This is a genomic window from Hyphomicrobium sp. NDB2Meth4 (assembly GCF_900117445.1).
Classification (GTDB): domain Bacteria; phylum Pseudomonadota; class Alphaproteobacteria; order Rhizobiales; family Hyphomicrobiaceae; genus Hyphomicrobium_A.
Genome location: NZ_FPEJ01000001.1, coordinates 590208 through 610595, shown reverse-complemented (window position 1 = coordinate 610595; position 20388 = coordinate 590208). Strand labels below are relative to the sequence as shown.

Here is a 20388-nt window from a genome sequence, read left to right as displayed (position 1 = left end):
AGCAAGCACCATGGCGGAGGAAGTCATTTCTGCGATCGAGGTCTATTTGACCGTTGAGAATGCGGCCGCGGCGATCGCCTTCTACGAGAAGGCTTTTGGAGCGAAGGTTGCGTACAAGGAGTTGACCGCTGATGGCGCGCGCGTGCAACACGCGTCGCTTTCGGCATTCGGTGGCAACTTCATGCTTTCGGATTATTTTCCCGACTACATCACTGATGTTGCGCCGCGTTCCTCGCCCGAAGAGAAGGGCAGCATGGCGGTGCAGATCAATCTCAATTCGCCGCTGGAAGTCGATGGCGCCATCGCGCGAGCGGCCGCCGCCGGAGCGGTGGTGACGGCCGCTGCGACCGACACTTTCTGGGTCATGCGCTACGGACGCGTGCGTGACCCGTTTGGTTACGTGTGGGCGTTCAGCGCGCCCCTTCCCTTAGGACCTTGAACGGAGAACTGCCGTGGCCGCCTACGATCTGATCGTCATCGGTGCAGGGCCGGGCGGCTATGTGTGCGCCATTCGCGCCAGCCAGCTCGGAATGAAGGTGGCGATGGTGGAGAAGCGGGCGACGTTCGGGGGCACATGCCTCAACGTCGGCTGCATTCCTTCGAAGGCGCTGCTGCACGCCTCCGAGCTGTTCGATGAAGCGGGCCACGCATTTGCCAACATGGGCATCGAGGTGAGCCCCAAGCTCGACCTTGGCAAGATGCTGGAATTCAAAGATGCGGCGGTGAAGGGCAACACCGATGGCGTCGCGTTCCTGCTACGCAAGAACAAGGTGGATCATTTCCACGGCACGGGCCGCATTAAAGGACCGGGCGCGGTCGAGGTGACGTTCATCAACGGCGAGAAGCAGGACGTCGATGCAAAGTCGATCGTGATCGCCACGGGATCGGATGTCGCCAAGCTGCCGGGTATCGAGATCGACGAGAAAGCCGTCGTGTCGTCGACCGGGGCGTTGTCGCTGGAGAATGTGCCGAAGCGGCTTTTGGTGATCGGCGGTGGCGTGATCGGGTTGGAGCTTGGTTCGGTGTGGCGGCGACTCGGCGCGGAGGTGACGGTCGTCGAGTTTCTCGATCGCATCCTGCCGGGCATGGACGGCGAGGTGGCCAAGCAGCTGCAGCGCACGCTTTCCAAGCAGGGCATGGCGTTCAAGCTCGGTCACAAGGTGACAGGCATCAAAAAGAAGGGCGCTGCGCAGATTGTGACGATAGAGCCGGCGCAGGGCGGGGATGCGGCAACGATCGAGACGGATGTGGTTCTCGTCGCCATCGGACGCGTGCCGTTCACGGGTGGGCTCGGACTTGCGGAAGCGGGCGTCAATCTCGATGGCCGCGGGCGCGTGGTGGTGGATGAGCACTATCAGTCGAGCGTGCCGGGCATCTATGCGATTGGCGATGTGATCGAAGGTCCGATGCTGGCGCACAAGGCCGAGGACGAGGGCATTGCAGTTGCGGAGATCCTCGCCGGGCAGGCGGGGCACGTGAACTACAATGTCATTCCTGGGGTGGTCTATACGGCCCCGGAAGTGGCGAGCGTCGGCAAGACCGAGGAAGAGCTGAAGGCGGCTGGCGTCGCCTACAACGTCGGCAAGTTCCCGTTCACGGCGAACGGCCGCGCCAAGGCGAACCAGCAGACCGATGGTTTCGTGAAGATCCTCGCGGATGCTGCGACAGACCGTGTGCTGGGCGCGCACATCATCGGTACCAACGCGTCGGAGCTGATCGCGGAGTGCGCGGTGCTGATGGAGTTCAGTGGCTCGGCCGAGGATCTGGCGCGGACCTGTCACGCGCACCCGACCTTGAGCGAAGCCGTCAAGGAAGCTGCGCTCGCCGTCGACAAGCGCGCTATTCATTTTTAGAGCGACGTCGTCCAACGGTGTTGGAGTTCGCTGATAGCCAGCGCATTTGTCGCCGCTGCCGATTCACGCTCTCGTTGGTAGATGCTCGGGCGATCGGAGCGGGGCGCCGGGGCGCCTTGCGCCCTGGCTGCCGCGCGATGACGAAGACGTGAGTTACTCCACCGGGGTGACGGTGTAGCCGGCGTTACGGATCAGCTCGACGAGGCCAAGGTCGCCGGGAAGATGCAACGCGCCGACGGCGACGAAGACGCCGCCCTTGTCGAGCAGGGGTTCGGCGACAGCGGCCATCTTCGCGTTGCGCTCGAAGATGAGCTTCTGCTGGAAGCCAGCGAAGGCTTCATCGCCAATGCCCGCTTCCTTGGCGAGCGCGATCTGGAACGGCAGTGCGGCGCTGATCTTGCGCTTCAGGTAGAGCTGCACCAGCGTTTCCATCATGTCGTCGGTGCGATCGGCAAAGCGCAGGCTGGAGCGCAGCATGTCGAGCTGCTGCTTCTCGGGGACCGAAGCGAGCGCTTCGATTTGTGTCGAGATGGTTTCGAGACCGATGACGTCCTTGCCCTCGGACTTGCCGATTTCGGCGATCTTCATGTCGAGCACGCGGGCGCCGCTCTGCACCTTGGCGCGCTCGCAGTCCGACGTTGAAAGGATCATGGTAACGATCCACGGCTTGAACAGTGCCGCCAGATCCACCGGCATTCCGGAGCGGCCAATGATGGATTTGACGACGTCGTACTCGCTGGTCGAGAGTAGACCGTCGAGGCGGCGCCCGTCAGTGAACATTACGAGCGGCGCAGACTTGGCAATGACGGTGGACGTTGCGGTCTCGGAGATGTCGGAGACTTCGAGCGCGACTGTCTTTGAAGCTTTGATGGCATCCTTGACGGCTGGTGACAGGCTGGTGACGCGATCGTCGGTCAAATGCACGGTGCCAAACAGGTAGGAGGTCGGGCGGCCTTCCTTCTCGATCTTCCAGAGGATGGCGTCCGCGTTCTTGGCAGAAGCAGCGGCGGCCATGATGGCGGCGTAGGCTTGCGGATTGCGGGCCTCGGTCTCGGCGAGCATGTCGTTGCCGCGGCACGTTTGGGCGGCGGCAGCAGGGGCTTCCTTGTCGGAATCCTTCGACTTGTCTGTGGCGTTGGCATCGGCGGCCGAGAGTGCGGCTGCGACTGCCATGATGGCGACAGCGAAACGCGAACGTAGGCGCATACGACTTTTCTACTCCGGTGCAGCTTGGTGCCTGCTTTTACAGCGCAAGCGCCGAAGAAAAGAGGCAAAAATGCGTCGCCGTTTACCAAGACGTGCTCTGAACGCCCGTTTTACGGGGCTTTATGAGCGCGGGTGAGCTGCGTCATAGACGGCAAGAAGGCGTTCCCGGTCGACTTCAGTATAGGCCTGCGTCGTGGAAAGGGAGGCGTGCCCGAGCAGCTCCTGGATCTGGCGAAGGTCGCCGCCGGCGGACAGAAGGTGCGTCGCGAACGAGTGGCGAAGCGCGTGCGGTGTGGCGGTCGCGGGCAGTCCGAGTTCGCCGCGCAGACGCTGCATGGCGAGCTGGATGATGCGCGGCGACAGTGGCCCGCCCTTGGCGCCACGGAAGATCGGGGCATCGGGTTCGAGCTGATAAGGGCAGAGTTCGCGATAGCGGGCGATGGCTTGGCGCACGATGGGGAGCACGGGAACGAGGCGTTCCTTCTCGCCCTTGCCGACGACGCGAAGCACGTCGCGCTCCACTGTCGGCGCGTCCTTGGTCTTGAGGCTGAGCGCTTCGGCAATGCGCAGTCCGCAGCCATAGAGCAGGAGCAGCACGGCGACGTCGCGGGCATTGACCCAATCGAGTTCGGCTTCACCGCGCGCCTCTACAACTTCTGCAGCCTTGGCGACGGTCAAGGGCTTTGGCACCGAGTGCGGAACCTTTGGCATCGCAAGCTTGAGGATGGCGCGGTTCTCGACGATGTCCTTGGCTTCGAGCCAACGGAAGAGCTGGCGCAACGCAGAGAGCGAGCGCGCGAGAGATCGGCTGACAGTGCCAGTGCGGCGGCGCGAGGCGAGGAAGCCGCGGAAGACTTTGAGATCTAGGCGAGCGAGATCGGCGAGGCAGGGCGGATGGCCGAGGTCGCGGGCAAGAAAGGCGAGGAACTGGCGCACGTCGCGGTCATAGGCTTCGAGCGTCTTGTCGGCGTGACCGCGCTCGTGGCGCAGGTGCGCAAGCCAGGCGGCGACGGCGCGCTCGAGATCGGCGCCGAGCGGCAGCTCAAGCTCTGCGATGTCGTCGGCGGTCGTAGACACGTGCCCCCTCACCGTTCGCTGTGTTCGCGACCTCTCCCCAGCGGGGAGAGGTTAGGCGATTCGAACGGTTGAGAAGTTAATCGGCGTCGTGCGGGTCGGGGCGCGTGGACGTCGTGCGCAGGCGTGCTTCGAGCGCGTCGATGCGATCGAGCAGCTCCAACGCGAGGGCTACGCCCGGCAGGTTGACGCCGAGATCGCGTTGCAGGCGGCGCGCCTTCTCGATGCGCACGATGGTCGTCGCGGAGAAGCGCCACTGCTGCGACTTGGCGCCTTCGGAAAGACCGCGCGGCTCGATCACGCCTTCGTCGATCAGCTCCATCACCCATTCGGCGTGCACGCGGCAGGTGCGCGTGAGCTCGCCAAGCGTGACTTCCTCTTCATCGAGTACGACGAGGGTGGGCTGGCTCTGCTTGGTATCGGCTGGCATCGGTTACACTCCCAAGCCCGCGCGCGGATTGAACGGCATCTCGCGCTCCATTTCTTTATATAGTTCCTTGGCCTTTTCGGTGTCGGCGGGCGGTAGTTCGATTTTCAGAACGGCGTTGAGATCGCCCGGAGGATTGCCGGGGATGCCCTTGCCCTTGAGGCGCATGGTGCGGCCCTTGGTGGAGCCGGGCGGGATCTTCAGCATGACCGCGCCCTCCGGCGTCGGGGCCTTTACCGATGCGCCGAGCGCCGCCTCCCAAGGCGCGATGGGCAGATCAAAGGTGACGTCCTTGCCGTCGACCTTGAAGACCGGGTCGGGCTCGAACGCCACTTCGAGATATAGGTCGCCCGGCTGACCTTTGCCGATGCCGGGCGAGCCCTGACCCGCGAGGCGGATGTGCTGCCCTTCGCGGACGCCTTTGGGGATGGTGACGGAAAGCGTGCGGTTTTTTACGGCGACGTGTCCCGTCTCATCCACCTCGGGCACGCGCAGAGTGATGTCGCGCTTGGCACCGGTGTAGCTGTCGCGCAGCGGAATGACGATCTTGGCGTGATGGTCCTCGCCCTGGGCGTGGAACTCGCGCTGGGAAAAGCCACTGCGGCCGCCGCCACGTGCCCCGCGCGCACGCGCCTGGCCGAACAGGCCTTCGAAGAAATCGGAGAACTGCGAGGGGTCCGCCTCGGTGTAGCCGCCGCCGGAGAATTCGAAGCCCTGATCCCAGTTGGGCGGCGGGCGGAACTGCTGGCCCTGCTGCCAGTTGGCGCCGAGCTCGTCGTAGGCGGCGCGCTTCTCGGGGTCCTTGAGGACTTCGTAGGCTTCGCCGGCGTCCTTGAACTTGGCCTCGGCGCCGGCCTCTTTGTTCACGTCTGGATGAAAGGTGCGCGCCATCTTGCGGTATGCGCGCTTGATGTCGTCCTGCGAGGCGTTCCGCTCGACGCCGAGGATCTTGTAGTAGTCCTTATATTCCATGGGGTAACGCGTTCCTGGAGAGAGCCCGCGATGCCTGGGGCGGCGCCAGCTTAGCTGCAGCCCCTCGATCCGAAGTTAATCTGTGGTATCGGCAAGGAAAATTGTTGCGGCCAGCGGCCGGGTCAACCGCGCGCTGGTGCCGCGCCTTGGGGGCGCCGTCGCAGCGGCCTAGGCTTGGCAGTTCGATTCGCTTTTCAGTCACCGCGGGAGTTTGCGCGCGCCGATGCAGAGTCTGTTCGAGCCTTTGGATGGCGAGACGCGGGCCACTCCCTTGCGGTTGGCGCCGGTGGTGCTCGCGGTCGCACTCGACCAGACGTACGATTACATCGTGCCCGACGATGTGGAGATCGAGCCGGGCTGCTTCGTGATGGTGCCCTTCGGCCCGCAGAGCCGTATCGGCGTGGTGTGGGACCGGCCCGTTGCCAATCCCAATGGCGAGCCGCAAAAGCCGATCGATCCGAAGAAATTGAAGACGATCACCGGTCGGCTCGATGCGCCGCCGCTGCCGCCAATCACGATGCGGTTCGCGGAGTGGATAGCGAAGTACACGCTGGCGCCGCTGGGCATGACGGTGCGCATGATGATGAGCGCGCGGGCGGTGTTCGAGCCGCAGAAGCCGCGCTTCGGTGTGACGATTGTTGCGGATGCGCCGGTGCCGGCGCGGATGACCCCGGCGCGGCAGCGTGCGTTGGACATTGCCGGCGACGGTGCGATCCGCGCCAAGGCGGCACTGGCGCAGGCGGCGGAATGCTCGACGGGCGTGATCGACGGGCTGGTGCAGTCGGGCAATCTGGTCGAGGTGGCGATCCCGGAAAAGCGGCCGCCGGTGCCCGACCCGAAACATCGCGTGACCGAGCTGAGCCCGGAGCAGGCGGTGGCGGTGGACGCGCTGCGGTCGGCGGTCGATGGCGGAAACTTCTCGGTGTCGCTGCTCGACGGCGTGACCGGCTCGGGCAAGACGGAAGTTTATTTCGAGGCGGTGGCGCGCACGCTGGAGCGCGGTCATCAGGCGCTGATCATGCTGCCGGAAATTGCGCTGACCGATCAATTCATGCGCCGCTTCACGGGGCGGTTCGGCGCGATGCCGGTCGAATGGCATTCGGCGCTGTCGGGCCCGGAGCGCGGTCGCGTGTGGCGGCAGGCGGCGAATGGGGAGGCGCGTGTCGTCGTCGGTGCGCGGTCGGCGCTGTTCCTGCCGTTTTCAGACCTCGGCCTCGTCATCGTCGATGAAGAGCATGACAGCGGCTACAAGCAGGACGACCGCGTGCATTACCAGGCGCGCGACATGGCGGTGGTGCGCGGCAGTCTCGGCGGCTTCCCGGTGATCTTGGCTTCGGCGACGCCGTCGATTGAATCGCACGTCAACGCGCGCAATGGGCGCTATCGGCACGTGGTGCTGCCGGGGCGTTTCTCGGGCGCGTCGCTGCCGGACATCACGGCGATCGATCTGCGCGTTACGCCGCCGGAAAAGGGCAAGTGGCTGGCGCCGCCGCTGGTCGAGGCGATGATACGCACACTGGAAGACAAGCAGCAGACGCTACTGTTTCTCAACCGGCGTGGATATGCGCCGCTAACGCTGTGCCGTGCGTGCGGCCATCGCATCGAGTGTCCGCAGTGCACGGCGACGCTGGTGGAACATCGTTTTCGCGGACGGCTGCATTGCCATCACTGCGGCTTTTCCATCGCGTTGCCGGAGAAGTGTCCGAAGTGCGGGGAAGCGGGCTCGCTCGTTGCGTGCGGGCCGGGCGTGGAGCGCGTTGCGGAAGAAGTGGCCGAGCGGTTCCCGGATGCGAAGGTGGCGCTGCTGTCGTCGGATCTCATTCCGGGGCTGACGGAAATGCGCGAGATCATCCGCAGCATCGAGGCGGGCGGCATCGACATCGTCATAGGCACGCAGATCGTCGCCAAGGGGCATCACTTCCCGAACCTTGCGACGGTGGGGATCGTCGATGGCGATCTGGGTCTGGCGCAGGGCGCCGATCCGCGCGCGGGCGAGCGCACGTTCCAGCTTTTGCATCAGGTGACGGGGCGTGCTGGGCGTGCGCTGGCGGAAGGGCGCGGCTATGTGCAGACGTACATGCCCGATCATCCGGTGATGAAGGCGATCATCGAGAGCGACCGCGAGGCGTTCATCGAGCAGGAGATCAAATCGCGTCAGCGCGGAATGCTGCCGCCGTTCGGGCGGTTGGTGGCGCTGGTGGTTGCCGCGCGCGAAAAAGAGACGGCGCAGCTCGTTGCGCGTGACATCGCGCATCGCGCGCCGCGCTCTTCGATGATCGAGGTGTTGGGGCCGGCGGAGGCGCCGATCGCGGTGATCCGCGGGCGGCATCGTTGGCGCTTGCTGGTGAAGGCGCCGCGCGAGATCGATGTGCAGGCGTATTTGCGCGCGTGGCTGGCCGATCTGCCGCCGTTGAAAGGCGACGTGCGGCTGACGGTCGATATCGATCCGTATAGCTTTTTGTAGGGTCAAGCCTTCTCTTATGCACGCGCATTTTGGGCGCGCGGCATCACTTTGACGTAGTAGGTCGAGGCTCTCACCCGGGGGTCGTTGCCGCCCAATTGAATCCCGCCGTAAACTGCAAAACGCCACAGTGAGGCGAGGGGATTGGCGCGATCCATCATTCCTTCATAGATCAGGGCATCCCCTCCAATCGAGGTGACCGGCACTTGGCGCGACGCCCTCAAGTAGAACATCGGTGCATAGAGCTTCTCACCTTCGCTTGTAAGGAGCATTGGCTCGATATCGACCTCATTCGCCACTATGACGTGCCAGTGGTGCCAAATTAGCCCCATCGTCAGGAATGACACCCACGTCTCAATTTGCTTGGTGTCGATTGGAACGATGCTGGTGCGCTCCATGTTGCCCCAAGGCGTGGGTAGCCAAATTGGCTTGTCGATATGCCGCGTAATCTGTGACCGAAGCGCTTGATTCGCCCGCAGCCGCTTCGGGACCATTGTACTCAAAACTTCCAATGCATCGGAGTGCCGACCGCCGAAGGGAAGCACAGTTGTCAGCTCCCATTCGAGCTGCGACTTGGTGTTGTTGCACCTCCTACAGGCCGGGACCGCCGGGAGATTTGAGCGATGACGCTCAAGTACAAATTCGCGTGCCAGCACGTGGTCGCGCGTCTCCGAGAGGCCGACGCCGCCACAGTATACGCAGGTCTTTCCCTTGTATTTCTTGCTCATGGGGAGACGGAACGCCGAGTCGCGCTCGCGGGCAAGCCAAACCCGCTCCCGTCCCGGTGCTGACACTTGCGTGGATTCCGGCCGTCCATGCGAAGCATGGCTCTGCCAATACGCCAGGATCGCGTTTCATTGGAGAGCGGGTGCCAAGTCCGCGTCGCCCCGACGAAAACGCCAGGTTTCGTTGCAGTTCGAGGTCGGTATCACTTTCGGCCTCGAGCACCACAGCTTCTTATGCGATGCGTAATGTTTACGGCGGCGCGCGGCTTTGTCGGCGAGGGCGTGCTTAAGCGCGGACAGAGCCGTCGCCGACGACATGCTCCAGCTGGCGGCGCTCAGCGGAGAATTGCCTTCGCCTCAGCCAGCCGGGTATGCCAACATCGCGGCCCGCGACACGCCCTGTGAGGATTGAAGAATGCTCTACGCTTGGACGTCGATCGGTTTCATCGTCCTGCTCGCTATTCTGCTGCTCGCTTTCGTCCTGTGGCGGAGGGACAGTCTCGTCTTCGCTATCGCTGCGCTGATCGTTGGCGTACCGCTCTGGTTCGCATGGGAGTACGCGCGTCCAACGTGGACGACGGGCGTCATAACCGGAACGGAAGTGCGCCGCAGCGATCCCGATGCGCGCGGCAACACCACTGACGTTCAGTATATCTACATGCGCAACCTGTCCGGCCGGGGTCTCGAACTGACCAACGAGGACTCCTGGTGGTGGTTGAAGCGGAATAGCGACCGCGTATTCAACGATGCCAAGGCAGCCGAAAAGAGCCAGGGCGAGACGACGGTGATGTGGAACCGGTGGCGCTCCACGCTCTTCAGCTTTTATCCGAACGTGCTCGCCATCGGGTCGGCAGGGTCCTGGCCGTTCTGGTCGCTGCGCACCATCGGCTTTTATGGTCTGTCGATCGGTTTCTGGCTGGCGTTTTTTTACGCCTTCATCTGGCTGAGCCGCTCGCGCGCGCCGGACGTCTGATGCGGCTGGCAGCGGCTCGCCAGCATTCTCGACGCCGGACATAGAGTGATGCCGGCATTTCCTGGCGACGGTCGAGCGCGCCGATAGTGACGTGGATGGCCGACTTCTCGGCCATGACGGAAGTGGAGGCGACTGCCTACCTCAACCGGACAGGCGTGCGAGGATGGCAGTTGGGGGCTGATGTCTCGCTAAAGGTCGAGGACGACGAAGTAGCCGGAGAAGCCGGGGCCGAATGCAGCGAGCAGGTAGCGCCCGTGGGCTTTATCGGCGATCGCTTCCTTGAGCACGAATAGCGCTGTCGCCGACGACATGTTCCCGTAGTCCCTCAGCACCTGCCAGGAGTAGCGGAGCTGATCGCGCGGGATGCCGAGCGTGCTTTCTATCGTGGTGAGGAGCTTGCTTCCGCCCGGGTGAAGCAGAAGGCCTTGAAAGTCATTCGGCGACAGGCCTTCGCGCACGAAGAACGGCACCAGACCTTCGATCAGCCGATCGCGCATCAGCGCAGGCAAGTCGGGGCTCAGAACGATGCCGAAGCCATCGTCCTTGATGTCAAAGCCCATGATGTGCTCGGTGCCGGACCACGTGTGCTCGCCGATGGCGCCGATGCGCGCGAGCGCGGTGCCACCGTGGGTGTGCGATGGGTTGTTGCGGTCGCGACTGCGGAGCACGACGCCTGCCGCTCCATCGCCGAACAGCGCCGCGGCGACGAACATCGTCAGGCGCGGGTCGTTGATGCGCAGGCAGAGCGAGCACAGATCGACCGTTAGGAACAGCACGTTCGATCCGGGCTGAGCCTGCGCCATGCGCGCGGCGCGGGACAAGCCGGCGACGCCCCCGCCGCAACCGAAGCCGAAGATGGGCAGGCGCTGAACGTCGGGGCGGAACGGCAGCCGGTTCATCAGACGGGCTTCCAGAGTGGGGATTGAAAGCCCGGTGATGGTGTTGGTGACGATGGTGTCGATGTCGCTCAGCGACAGGCCGGCCTGGGCGACGGCGTCGAGCGCGACTTGTTCCAAGAGGTCGAGCGCGTTGCGCTGGAAGGTTTCTGTGCGCTCCTCCCAGGTGTGCGTGCGCAGGTACCATTCCTTCGGCTCGACGGAGTAGCGGCGCTCGATGCCGGTATTGGTGTAGAGCGCGTCGAGGCGGGCAAACTGCGGATAGATCTTATGGGCGCGCTCGGAGACTTCGGCTTGCCCGGTGACGTGCTTGGGCACGGCGGTTGCGACAGAGGCGATTTCGACCTCGACTTCGGCCTTCGGCGTTCGGGTCCGTCGAACGGCGACGGGCTCGGTGTGTATCGTCATGTCCGACCTGATCCCTGTGCTGTCGCAGCGAAAGGGTCGAGCATGCGTGATCAGTGTACTGATCGCCATGAAAGGTCGCGCGTATAGTGTAGCGGGCGTTGCGAACGGACTAAGTATTTTTCGTGGGTGGGGCTGACCTAATGGGCCGGCCAGGAGGATTTGGGGCTGTCTACCCGTGCCGCCGGAGCGAGGCGCATCGCTTCGCCTTTAGCATAACTTGAGTGGAGCCGCGGCGGCCGCGGGAGTATCGCCGAAGCGTCATATGAGGTGCGAGGCCGGCCGGGTGCTGGCTGCGTGGCAAAAGCGGCACGCGGTCCAGCTCGTTTCAGGCAGCCCTGATTGCCGCAGAGTGAATCTGTTGTGGCGGACCGCGCGCTTAACTAGTTTCGATCGCGGGATAAATTGTCCTCTGGAGGGGCACATGCGCGCGTTGAAAATGGGCTTGGCCGCCGCGGCGGTGATGTTCTCGTTTGCGGCCACGGCACAGGCTGGCGATTGCATCAAGGTGGAAGGGCTGGGCGAAGCCATGACGCATGACATCGCCGAGGTGTTTGCGACGCATGGCCTTGCGAACATCATCTATGGCAAGGGGCGCGTGGGTAAGGGCCCCGTCCACACGAAGTGTGTAGATGGCCCGACCACAACGACGTGCCGTTCGTGGCAGACGGCGTGCAAAGCGACGGCGCCGCATACCTGCCTCGGCGCGTGGCTCTGCTTGCCGATGTGAACGGGTGGTTCGACCGCCGGGTCACGCCTCGCCGTGTTTGCGGTCGATCGCGATCCGGCGCGCCATCTGTAGGGGTGAAGCGTTTGCGTCGGCGACCAATGGGTGCGGCAACGACGCAAACGCTAGTCGATCTTTACGACGTACTTCGCGTCCGGGAGATGAGAGAATCCGATCCGCCGCATGAGCGGCTCGCCCGAGAACGAATAAGCGACCAAGTGCAGCTTCAGGACGACCGAGCGGGCCTTCACGTACAGCGCGTTGGCGACCTTGTCTGTGACTTCGCAGAGGGTCAGCTGTTCGACGGCCTGCCCCAGAATCACACGGTATCTCTGCGCCAGCTCAGCCAAAGTGTAATCGACTAACCCCAAATCGAGATCGATCCCCGGGAACCGCTTCGCGGCAATTGAGATGTCTTCGTATACGTAGGGATTGCCGTTGTGGCTCTTGACCCTCGTGGCACGAAGTACCTTGTCGGATTGTTCGAGCGCCAGCTCACGGCACTCGTCTTTCGAGGCATTGGCGATGCCCTCCTCGAGCGTCTCGCTGATGGCTTGGATGGAGCTGCCGTCATCCAGGCGCAGGAGATCAAAGCGCTGCCGATTGGCGATACCCGTCTGATCTAAAATGAATGTGCCACGCCCTTGGCGCCGGACGATCAGGTGGCTCGCTTCGAGTTTATCGAGCGCTTTGCGCATCGTGCCGGTGCTTACCCCTAGCTTCCTCGCCAGTTCGATTTCGTTAGGGATCACTTGACCCGGCTTCCAAGCCCCTTTCGCGATAAGCCCAATGAGTTCATTGGCTACCTGGCAATAAAGAGGTTGGCGGTTCAGCTGCATGGGATGCTCGTTGTCATGCTGGCGGGGCGGGGCGGCGGCGCATGCGATTTCAATTAAGGATCCAACCAAAATTGAGATGCGTTCATTGATCCCACTCAAACAGTGTCGTGCAAATCGGTGTTCTGTCCACACAGTCCTTTATAGGAGTGCCGATTGGGCGAAGTTACCTGTAGAAAATGTGGTTTCACCGTCAGTTTCGATCCCGCAAATGGCGTGCTCAATCTCCAGTACGATCATGATGCTTGGCGGCTTCAGTGCCAGCATCCGGAAGCGAGCAGCCTTGGCACGTGCCCCGCAGTCCTTGAGCAGATCAGCGCCGCGATGAAAACGATTGCCAAGAATGGGAGCAATGGGAGCTCTGAAGGCTAATCGGCTCTTGCGCGATTGCCGAAGCTTCTGGATCTGAGCGATTGGCGGTGCGTTCGGCGGGCGGCCTCTGGCTGGCCTGAGAGCTCGTACATGGAACAAGAATCGATGACGGATGGTTGGAGGGGCGTAGACTGATCAGTCCGGGCCTTGCACCGGTGCCCGGATCACAAGGGATTCACACCATGGAAACCCGCGACGTCGTCCGCATGGCGAACCAGATCACCGACTTCTTCGCCGTCTATCCTAAATCAGAGGCGCTCGATGGGATCGCGAAGCACATCCACGCAACGTGGGAGCCGCGTCTGCGCAATACATTGAAGGCGCATATCGACAACGGCGGAGAGGGGCTGAAGCCGCTCTGCATGGAAGCGATGATCGGGTACTTCAAGGGAGGCAAGAGCCCGAATGCGCGGCGCGTCGACCCCACCCGGTCGGATGCGCCGAAGGGTGCCGAGCCAAGTTTCGCGCTCGGGGGTGGCGACGGCGGCTAATGGCCGATCGGCATCGCCCGGAAGTGCATAGTTTCGAAGGCCGAAGAGCCGGACCCCGAGAGGCCCGGCTTTTTCTGGCGGGGAGCCAAGTGTGTCGCTGATCAGGCGCTGCGGATGTCCTTGGCGGCGCGCATCAGAATTTCGACAATAGCGGTTTCCGCGTCGGCGCTCTGTTCGAGCTGCTTGGCGGCGACGTCGCGCAGATTTTCCAGAGCAGCAGCGACGAGCTTGGGCACGTCTGCGCCGCGTTCGCTGTCACGCTCGCGGCGTCTGCGAGCGAACTTCTCGCCGATGGCCGCCATACGCTCGAGGATCATGTCGGCGAACTGGCGGTTCTCGGTCAGATACTCGCGGCCGGAGTCGGTGATGGCGTAGGTTTTTTTGGCGCCTTCGCTTTCGGCGGTGGCGTATCCGGCTTCCTCCAGAAACGTCAGCGTCGGGTAGACGACGCCGGGGCTCGGGCTGTAGGCGCCGCTGGTCTTCTCCTCGATGAGCTTGATGAGCTCGTAGCCGTGGCGCGGCTGTTCCTCGATCAGAGCGAGGGTCAGCAGCTTCAGGTCGCCGTGGGCGAGCATGCGGCCGATGCGGAACCAGTCGCGATCATCGCGATCGTGGCGGCCGCCGTGGCCGTGACCGTGTCCGCGGCCCATGCGGCCGTGCCGGCCCCCGGGTGCGCAGCGGTGGTGGCGCTCCTCGCGCTCCATTCCAAATTCTCTCATTCCAAACATTTTCTGTCCTTTGGTGGATTCGATATATCTGAAGATAGTCAGATTTAAGTGCTATCGCAAGATATATCTTTTTGAGCTGGGCGATGCGAGGGCGCGGATCGAGGTGGTCGACTTCGTGCCGGCGCAGGCCGGCACCCGCGAGTGAGCCTCGCCCGGCTCCTCAAGCGAGGCATGTCTGGATCCCGATCTTCATTGGGATGATGGGGGGGCGGGCCGTGCCGCGGGACTTTGCTTGCCCGACGGCGGTTCGAGGGGCTGAAGTCGACATGGATGGATGGGCGACTGCGCGGACATCACGGAAATCGGGCGCGCAGGAGCGCAAAAGAAAAGGGCCAGACCTGGGGGGAAGGTCTGGCCCGGGACTGGCGCGAGGGTGGGGGCGCTCAGTCATTATCTCTGGGGGTCAAAAAAGCGTCGGGTAGTGGCAAATTTCTTGGTTCAGTATTGGGTCGCCGGAGGCGAGGGAGCCTCCGGCGCGGAAGCCGGAGCCGCTGATGGCTAGCGGCGCGAAGCCTCCGAAGCGATGACGCCGAGCATCAGTGCGGCGGCGCCGATGGCGATGTACTTGCCGGTGTTGTCCCTCTTCCGGTAGTGGCGGGCGTAATAGCGATCGCGGCCGTGACGGGGACGATACTCGCCGTAGCCGCGGTCATAGTGGCGGCCGTAATAGTCGCCGCGGTAGCCGCGATCGTGGGCGCTGGCGGCGGTGGCGAAAGTTCCCAGACTGGTTACCGCGATGGCCGCGGCGGTGATGATCGAGGTGAGCTTGCGGGTGGTGGTCATTGTTTTCCCCTGTGATCCGGTTGCCGGCGTCGTCACCGGCTATGAGGGGCATTCAATACTTTTCGGGCTGAACCCGTTCTGAAGGGCACGTGCAGCTTTCGTTCATCTTGAAAATTGCTGGAGTGCCGCCGCGAATGCGGCATTGCGGCGCCTATCACCCGTTGAAGGGCTGCGCGGTGCATGTTAGAGAGGCCGCGCACTTTTGAAGGGGGTGTTCTGGTCGGGTGCCGGGACGCTCTTTTAGTGCAAGAAGAATTCCTCAAAGCGGGGGAGGGTGTGGGCGAGCCGATACGGCCCGATGCCTCTGCCTTGTCCGCGGGCGCGAGATTGACGTGGCAACGGAAAATCAGATGACGTCAGGGGTTGCTGGGCGCTACGCCGCGGCGCTGTTCGATTTGGCGCGCGATCAGGGCGAACTCGACAACGTCGACCAGGACCTCGGCAAGGTTCAGTCGATGCTCGATGGCAGCGAAGATCTCAAGCGGCTGGTGAACAGCCCCGCTTTCGCTGCCGAGGAGCAGGACCGCGCGCTGAAGGCCGTTATGGACTGGGCTTCGGTCGGTGCCACCACCAGCAACTTCCTCCGCGTCGTGGCTCGCAACCGCCGCCTGTTCGCCGCCGAGGACATGATCAAGAATTTCCGGCAGCAGCTCGCGCAGCATCGCGGCGAGATGGTTGCCGAGGTGCAGTCGGCGCAGCCGCTCAACGACGAGCAGCTGGCGACGCTGAAAGACCAGTTGAAAGCGTCCTTCGGCAAGGACGTGCGGCTCGATGCCAAAGTCGACCCCTCGCTGCTCGGCGGTCTGGTGGTCAAAGTCGGCAGCCGCATGTTCGATTCATCGCTGAAGACGAAACTCATGAACCTGAAAGTCGTGCTCAAGGGAACCGACTGATCGGCTGAACCGGCTGCAGCTCGTCTGCGGCCGTTTTTGTGATTGGAAGGGCGGGCAAGGGCCCAGCACGAACAAGAAGCGCTGTAAGGGAAGAGGCAAGTATGGACATCCGGGCCGCAGAGATCTCCTCGATCCTCAAGGACCAGATCAAGAATTTCGGCAAGGAAGCCGAGGTCTCAGAAATTGGCCAGGTGCTGTCCGTCGGTGACGGCATCGCCCGCGTCTATGGTCTCGACAATGTCCAGGCCGGCGAGCTGGTGGAGTTCCCGGGCGGCATCAGCGGCATGGCCCTGAACCTCGAATCCGACAACGTTGGCGTCGTGCTTTTCGGCGACGACCGCGGCATTAAGGAGGGCGACACCGTCAAGCGTACGGGCGCCATCGTCGAGGTTCCGGTCGGCAAGGGTCTGCTCGGCCGCGTGGTCGACGCTCTCGGAAACCCGATCGACGGCAAGGGCCCGATCCAGTTCACCGAGAAGAAGCGCGTCGACGTGAAGGCGCCCGGCATTCTGCCGCGCAAGTCGGTGCACGAGCCGATGGCTACCGGCCTCAAGGCCGTGGACGCCCTGATCCCCGTTGGCCGCGGCCAGCGCGAGCTGATCATCGGTGACCGGCAGACCGGCAAGACCGCGATCATTCTCGATACGATCCTCAATCAGAAGGCGATCAACGCCGCTGCCAAGAGCGACAAGGACAAGCTGTTCTGCGTCTACGTCGCCGTCGGCCAGAAGCGCTCGACCGTCGCCCAGTTCGTCAAGGTGCTCGAAGAGCACGGCGCACTGGAGTACTCGATCATCGTCGCCGCTACGGCTTCGGAGCCGGCCCCGCTGCAGTATCTTGCACCGTTCACGGGCTGCACGATGGGCGAATTCTTCCGCGACAACGGCATGCACGCCGTGATCGCCTATGACGACCTCTCCAAGCAGGCCGTCGCCTACCGCCAGATGTCGCTGCTGCTTCGCCGTCCGCCGGGCCGCGAAGCCTATCCGGGCGACGTGTTCTATCTCCACTCGCGTCTTCTGGAGCGCGCCGCGAAGCTCAACGACGAGCACGGCGCCGGCTCGCTGACGGCGCTGCCGGTCATCGAGACGCAGGCCAACGACGTGTCGGCCTACATTCCGACGAACGTGATTTCGATCACCGACGGCCAGATCTTCCTCGAGACCGACCTTTTCTATCAGGGCATCCGCCCGGCAGTTAACGTCGGTCTGTCGGTGTCGCGCGTCGGCTCGTCGGCGCAGACCAAGGCGATGAAGCAGGTTGCCGGCAAGATCAAAGGCGAACTCGCTCAGTACCGCGAGATGGCCGCCTTCGCTCAGTTCGGCTCGGACCTCGACGCGGCGACGCAGAAGATGCTTGCACGCGGTGCACGTCTCACCGAGCTCCTGAAGCAGCCTCAGTTCTCGCCGCTGCAGATGGAAGAGCAGGTTTGCGTGATCTTCGCTGGTACGCGCGGTTATCTCGATGCGATCCCGGTCGGCGCCGTGACGAAGTACGAGCAGGACCTGCTGAACCTGCTGCGCACCGACGGCAAGGACATCCTCGAGGACATCCGCACCAAGAAGGCGCTGTCTGAGGATACCGAGAAGAAGCTCGTCGCCTTCCTCGACAAGTTCTCCAAGGGCTTTACTGCCTAACTAAGGGTGTCATGGTCGGGCTCGCCCCGACCAACCATCCATCGGCTGGCTCCGGCGCAAGCGGAGATTTGGGTCCTCGGGACAAACCCGAGGATGACAGTGTGAGAAGGAAGGCACGGCCCGATGCCGAGCTTAAAGGACCTCAGAAACCGCATCACCTCGGTGAAGGCGACGCGCAAGATCACCAAGGCGATGCAGATGGTCGCCGCGGCGAAACTGCGTCGCGCGCAGGAAGTGGCGACGGCGGCGCGTCCCTATGCCGAGCGCATGGACCAGATGATCGCCAACCTCGGCTCGCGCATCACCGACAAGGGCTCGGCTCCGCTGCTGGCGGGAACGGGCCGCGATCAGACGTACCTGCTGATCGTGATGACCGGCGAGCGCGGTCTCGCCGGTGGTTTCAACACCAACATCTCCAAGCTCGCCCGCCAGGAAGCTCAGCGGCTGCTCGCACAGGGCAAGACCGTGAAGATGATGATGGTGGGCCGCAAGGGCGCCGAGGCGCTGAAGCGCGAGCTGGGCAACCATTACATCGATCGCATCGACCTGCGCGCCGTGCGCCAGATCGCGTTCGCCAATGCGGATGAGATCGCGGGCAAGGTGCTGAAGCTGTTCGAGGCCGGCGAATTCGATGTCGCGAAGCTGTACTTCGCGGAGTTCAAGTCGGTGATCAAGCAGGACCCCGTGGCTCTGCAGCTGATCCCGGCGAAGATCCCCGAGACGAAGGCACAGGCGACGGGCGGCGCCGAGGCGATCCATCAGTACGAGCCGAGCGAAGAAGAGGTCCTCGGTGATCTCGTCACGCTCAACATTTCGACGCAGATCTTCCGCGGCCTGTTGGAGAACGTCGCTTCGTTCTACGGCGCACAGATGAGCGCCATGGATTCGGCGACGCGCAACGCGGGCGAGATGATCAACAAGCTCACGCTGAAGTACAACCGCACGCGCCAGGCGATGATCACCAAGGAGCTCATCGAGATCATCTCGGGCGCCGAGGCACTTTAGGATCGCAAGGTAGCTATGGCCTACACGACCACAGCGACGACGAAAGGCGGCCGGGACGGGCGCGCAGTCCTCGAGGACGCGAAGCTCGCACTGGCGATGGCGCTGCCGAAGGATCTCGGCGGCTCCGGCGAGGGGCACAACCCCGAGCAGCTTTTTGCCCTCGGCTGGTCGTCGTGCTTCGGCCAGGCGGTACTGCTGCTGGCGAAGAAGCATGGTCTCGACGGACAGGCCGCCAAAGTCACGGTGGCCGTCACGCTCGACAAGGACGCAACGAGTTTCGCGCTGAAGGCCGACATCAAGCTGTCGGTCCCCGGCGGTGAAAAAGAAAAGGTCGAGGCGCTTCTGAACGAGGCGCACGAGATCTGCCCGTATTCGAAGGCGACGCGCGGAAACATTCCCGTGACGCTGTCGGTCGCCTGAACACTTTCTGTTGGAGACGCACATGGCAAACAAAGTTGGTCGCATCCGCCAGGTCACGGGCGCAGTCGTCGACGTGCAGTTCGACGATCACCTGCCGGCCATTCTCAACGCTGTCGAGACGACGAACCAGGGCTCGCGCCTGGTGCTCGAAGTGGCGCAGCATCTCGGCGAGAACACGGTGCGCACGATCGCCATGGACTCGACCGAAGGTCTGGTGCGCGGTCAGGAAGTGCGCGACACGGGCTCTCCGATCATGGTTCCGGTGGGCGATGCCACGCTGGGCCGCATCATGAACGTCATCGGCGAGCCGGTGGACGAAGCGGGTCCGATCAAGGGTGCCGCTGAATATCCGATCCACGCTCAGGCGCCGGCCTTCCAGGACCAGGCGACGGAAGCTGAAATTCTCGTCACGGGCATCAAGGTCGTCGACCTGCTCGCTCCGTACGCCAAGGGCGGCAAGATCGGCCTGTTCGGTGGTGCCGGCGTCGGCAAGACCGTGCTCATCATGGAGCTGATCAACAACGTCGCCAAGGCTCACGGCGGTTACTCGGTGTTCGCCGGCGTCGGCGAGCGCACGCGTGAGGGCAACGACCTCTATCACGAAATGATCGAGTCGAAGGTGAACCTCGACCCGAAGGAGAACAACGGCTCGACCGCTGGCTCCAAGTGCGCACTGGTGTACGGCCAGATGAACGAGCCCCCGGGCGCGCGTGCCCGCGTTGCTCTGTCGGGTCTGACGGTTGCCGAGTACTTCCGCGACCAGGGCCAGGACGTGCTGTTCTTCGTCGACAACATCTTCCGCTTCACGCAGGCGGGTTCGGAAGTGTCGGCTCTGCTCGGCCGTATTCCTTCGGCGGTCGGCTATCAGCCGACGCTCGCCACGGACATGGGCGCCCTGCAGGAACGCATCACCACGACGAACAAGGGTTCGATCACCTCGGTGCAGGCCATTTACGTGCCGGCCGACGACTTGACCGACCCGGCGCCGGCAACCTCGTTCGCGCATCTCGACGCGACGACCGTGCTTTCGCGCTCGATCGCTGAAAAGGGCATCTATCCGGCCGTGGACCCGCTCGATTCCACCTCGCGCATGCTGTCGCCGATGATCGTCGGCGAGGAGCACTACGAGGTTGCTCGTAAGGTTCAGTCGATCCTGCAGCGTTACAAGGCTCTCCAGGACATCATCGCCATTCTCGGCATGGACGAGCTTTCCGAAGACGACAAGCTGATCGTGGCACGCGCCCGTAAGATCGAGCGCTTCCTGTCGCAGCCGTTCCACGTGGCCGAGGTGTTCACCGGCTCGCCGGGCAAGCTCGTGTCGCTCGCTGACACCATCAAGGGCTTCAAGGGCCTTTGCGAGGGCGAGTACGATCACCTGCCCGAGCAGGCGTTCTACATGGTCGGCAACATCGAAGAAGCCAAGGCGAAGGCTGAGAAGCTCGCGGAAGCGGCCTGATCTTAACAACGAACGGGCTCTATTCGAGCCAATAAGAGGGACAAAGAT

Annotated in this window: 20 protein-coding genes; 11 read left to right on the top strand and 9 right to left on the bottom strand. The window is 63.3% G+C overall.

Translation table 11 applies throughout. The features are described 5' to 3' along the window. Positions 1-10 precede the first annotated feature (10 nt). Together NDB2M4_RS02840 and lpdA are read left to right on the top strand one after the other, a co-directional pair. Positions 11-439 (top strand): VOC family protein, encoded by a 429-nt coding sequence (locus NDB2M4_RS02840; RefSeq protein WP_072369808.1) that lies wholly within the window; start codon positions 11-13, stop codon positions 437-439. Between the two features lie 13 nt (positions 440-452). Beyond that, entirely contained in the window at positions 453-1853 is a 1401-nt protein-coding gene (gene lpdA, locus NDB2M4_RS02835; protein ID WP_072369805.1) for a dihydrolipoyl dehydrogenase, read from the top strand. Between the two features lie 153 nt (positions 1854-2006). Here the strand turns inward: lpdA and NDB2M4_RS02830 are convergent, their stop codons facing one another. From NDB2M4_RS02830 to NDB2M4_RS02815, 4 genes are all read right to left on the bottom strand, one after another. Then, complete coding sequence (locus NDB2M4_RS02830) at positions 2007-3059, bottom strand: TraB/GumN family protein (protein ID WP_072369802.1); 1053 nt, start codon at positions 3057-3059, stop codon at positions 2007-2009. Between the two features lie 120 nt (positions 3060-3179). Continuing rightward, positions 3180-4136 carry a tyrosine recombinase XerC gene (locus tag NDB2M4_RS02825; RefSeq protein ID WP_072369800.1) on the bottom strand — a complete coding sequence of 319 codons (957 nt, stop codon included), beginning with the start codon at positions 4134-4136 and terminating at the stop codon, positions 3180-3182. Positions 4137-4212: 76 nt separating this feature from the next. After that, positions 4213-4563 carry a chaperone modulator CbpM gene (locus NDB2M4_RS02820; protein WP_072369797.1) on the bottom strand — a complete coding sequence of 117 codons (351 nt, stop codon included), beginning with the start codon at positions 4561-4563 and terminating at the stop codon, positions 4213-4215. A 3-nt stretch (positions 4564-4566) separates the two neighbouring features. Beyond that, positions 4567-5532: a DnaJ C-terminal domain-containing protein gene (locus NDB2M4_RS02815; RefSeq protein ID WP_072369794.1), complete on the bottom strand. Its 966-nt coding sequence runs from the start codon at positions 5530-5532 to the stop codon at positions 4567-4569. A 223-nt stretch (positions 5533-5755) separates the two neighbouring features. Between NDB2M4_RS02815 and NDB2M4_RS02810 the strand changes: the two genes are divergently transcribed. Then, on the top strand, positions 5756-7996 hold the full coding sequence (locus NDB2M4_RS02810; RefSeq protein ID WP_072369790.1) for a primosomal protein N': 2241 nt from the start codon (positions 5756-5758) through the stop codon (positions 7994-7996). A gap of 14 nt (positions 7997-8010) precedes the next feature. Here NDB2M4_RS02810 and NDB2M4_RS02805 read toward each other — a convergent pair whose 3' ends face one another. Then, positions 8011-8721, bottom strand: a complete 711-nt coding sequence (locus NDB2M4_RS02805; protein ID WP_072369787.1) for an HNH endonuclease — start codon at positions 8719-8721, stop codon at positions 8011-8013. A gap of 412 nt (positions 8722-9133) precedes the next feature. Between NDB2M4_RS02805 and NDB2M4_RS02800 the strand changes: the two genes are divergently transcribed. Beyond that, on the top strand, positions 9134-9691 hold the full coding sequence (locus tag NDB2M4_RS02800) for a DUF1523 family protein (protein WP_072369784.1): 558 nt from the start codon (positions 9134-9136) through the stop codon (positions 9689-9691). A 188-nt stretch (positions 9692-9879) separates the two neighbouring features. Here NDB2M4_RS02800 and NDB2M4_RS02795 read toward each other — a convergent pair whose 3' ends face one another. Beyond that, entirely contained in the window at positions 9880-10995 is a 1116-nt protein-coding gene (locus NDB2M4_RS02795; protein WP_072369781.1) for a type III polyketide synthase, read from the bottom strand. A 421-nt stretch (positions 10996-11416) separates the two neighbouring features. Here NDB2M4_RS02795 and NDB2M4_RS02790 point away from each other — a divergent pair, with 421 nt between their 5' ends. Next, positions 11417-11722, top strand: a complete 306-nt coding sequence (locus tag NDB2M4_RS02790; protein WP_072369778.1) for a hypothetical protein — start codon at positions 11417-11419, stop codon at positions 11720-11722. A 122-nt stretch (positions 11723-11844) separates the two neighbouring features. Here NDB2M4_RS02790 and NDB2M4_RS02785 read toward each other — a convergent pair whose 3' ends face one another. After that, positions 11845-12558, bottom strand: coding sequence for a GntR family transcriptional regulator (locus tag NDB2M4_RS02785; RefSeq protein WP_072369775.1), 714 nt, complete (start codon positions 12556-12558; stop codon positions 11845-11847). 551 nt (positions 12559-13109) lie between these two features. On the opposite strand from NDB2M4_RS02785, the gene NDB2M4_RS02780 reads away from it, so the two are divergent. Beyond that, on the top strand, positions 13110-13418 hold the full coding sequence (locus tag NDB2M4_RS02780; RefSeq protein ID WP_171988007.1) for a formate dehydrogenase subunit delta: 309 nt from the start codon (positions 13110-13112) through the stop codon (positions 13416-13418). A 101-nt stretch (positions 13419-13519) separates the two neighbouring features. Here NDB2M4_RS02780 and NDB2M4_RS02775 read toward each other — a convergent pair whose 3' ends face one another. Together NDB2M4_RS02775 and NDB2M4_RS02770 are read right to left on the bottom strand one after the other, a co-directional pair. Beyond that, positions 13520-14137, bottom strand: coding sequence for a PadR family transcriptional regulator (locus tag NDB2M4_RS02775; protein WP_072369771.1), 618 nt, complete (start codon positions 14135-14137; stop codon positions 13520-13522). A gap of 507 nt (positions 14138-14644) precedes the next feature. Next, complete coding sequence (locus NDB2M4_RS02770) at positions 14645-14929, bottom strand: hypothetical protein (RefSeq protein ID WP_072369768.1); 285 nt, start codon at positions 14927-14929, stop codon at positions 14645-14647. Between the two features lie 332 nt (positions 14930-15261). Here NDB2M4_RS02770 and NDB2M4_RS02765 point away from each other — a divergent pair, with 332 nt between their 5' ends. From NDB2M4_RS02765 to atpD, 5 genes are all read left to right on the top strand, one after another. Further along, on the top strand, positions 15262-15822 hold the full coding sequence (locus NDB2M4_RS02765) for a F0F1 ATP synthase subunit delta (RefSeq protein WP_072369765.1): 561 nt from the start codon (positions 15262-15264) through the stop codon (positions 15820-15822). A gap of 101 nt (positions 15823-15923) precedes the next feature. Then, positions 15924-17459, top strand: a complete 1536-nt coding sequence (gene atpA / locus NDB2M4_RS02760; RefSeq protein ID WP_072369762.1) for a F0F1 ATP synthase subunit alpha — start codon at positions 15924-15926, stop codon at positions 17457-17459. 123 nt (positions 17460-17582) lie between these two features. Next, complete coding sequence (locus NDB2M4_RS02755) at positions 17583-18464, top strand: F0F1 ATP synthase subunit gamma (protein ID WP_072369759.1); 882 nt, start codon at positions 17583-17585, stop codon at positions 18462-18464. Between the two features lie 15 nt (positions 18465-18479). Then, complete coding sequence (locus NDB2M4_RS02750) at positions 18480-18884, top strand: organic hydroperoxide resistance protein (protein WP_072369756.1); 405 nt, start codon at positions 18480-18482, stop codon at positions 18882-18884. A gap of 22 nt (positions 18885-18906) precedes the next feature. Continuing rightward, positions 18907-20340 (top strand): F0F1 ATP synthase subunit beta, encoded by a 1434-nt coding sequence (gene atpD / locus NDB2M4_RS02745; RefSeq protein WP_072369753.1) that lies wholly within the window; start codon positions 18907-18909, stop codon positions 20338-20340. Positions 20341-20388: the final 48 nt, after the last annotated feature.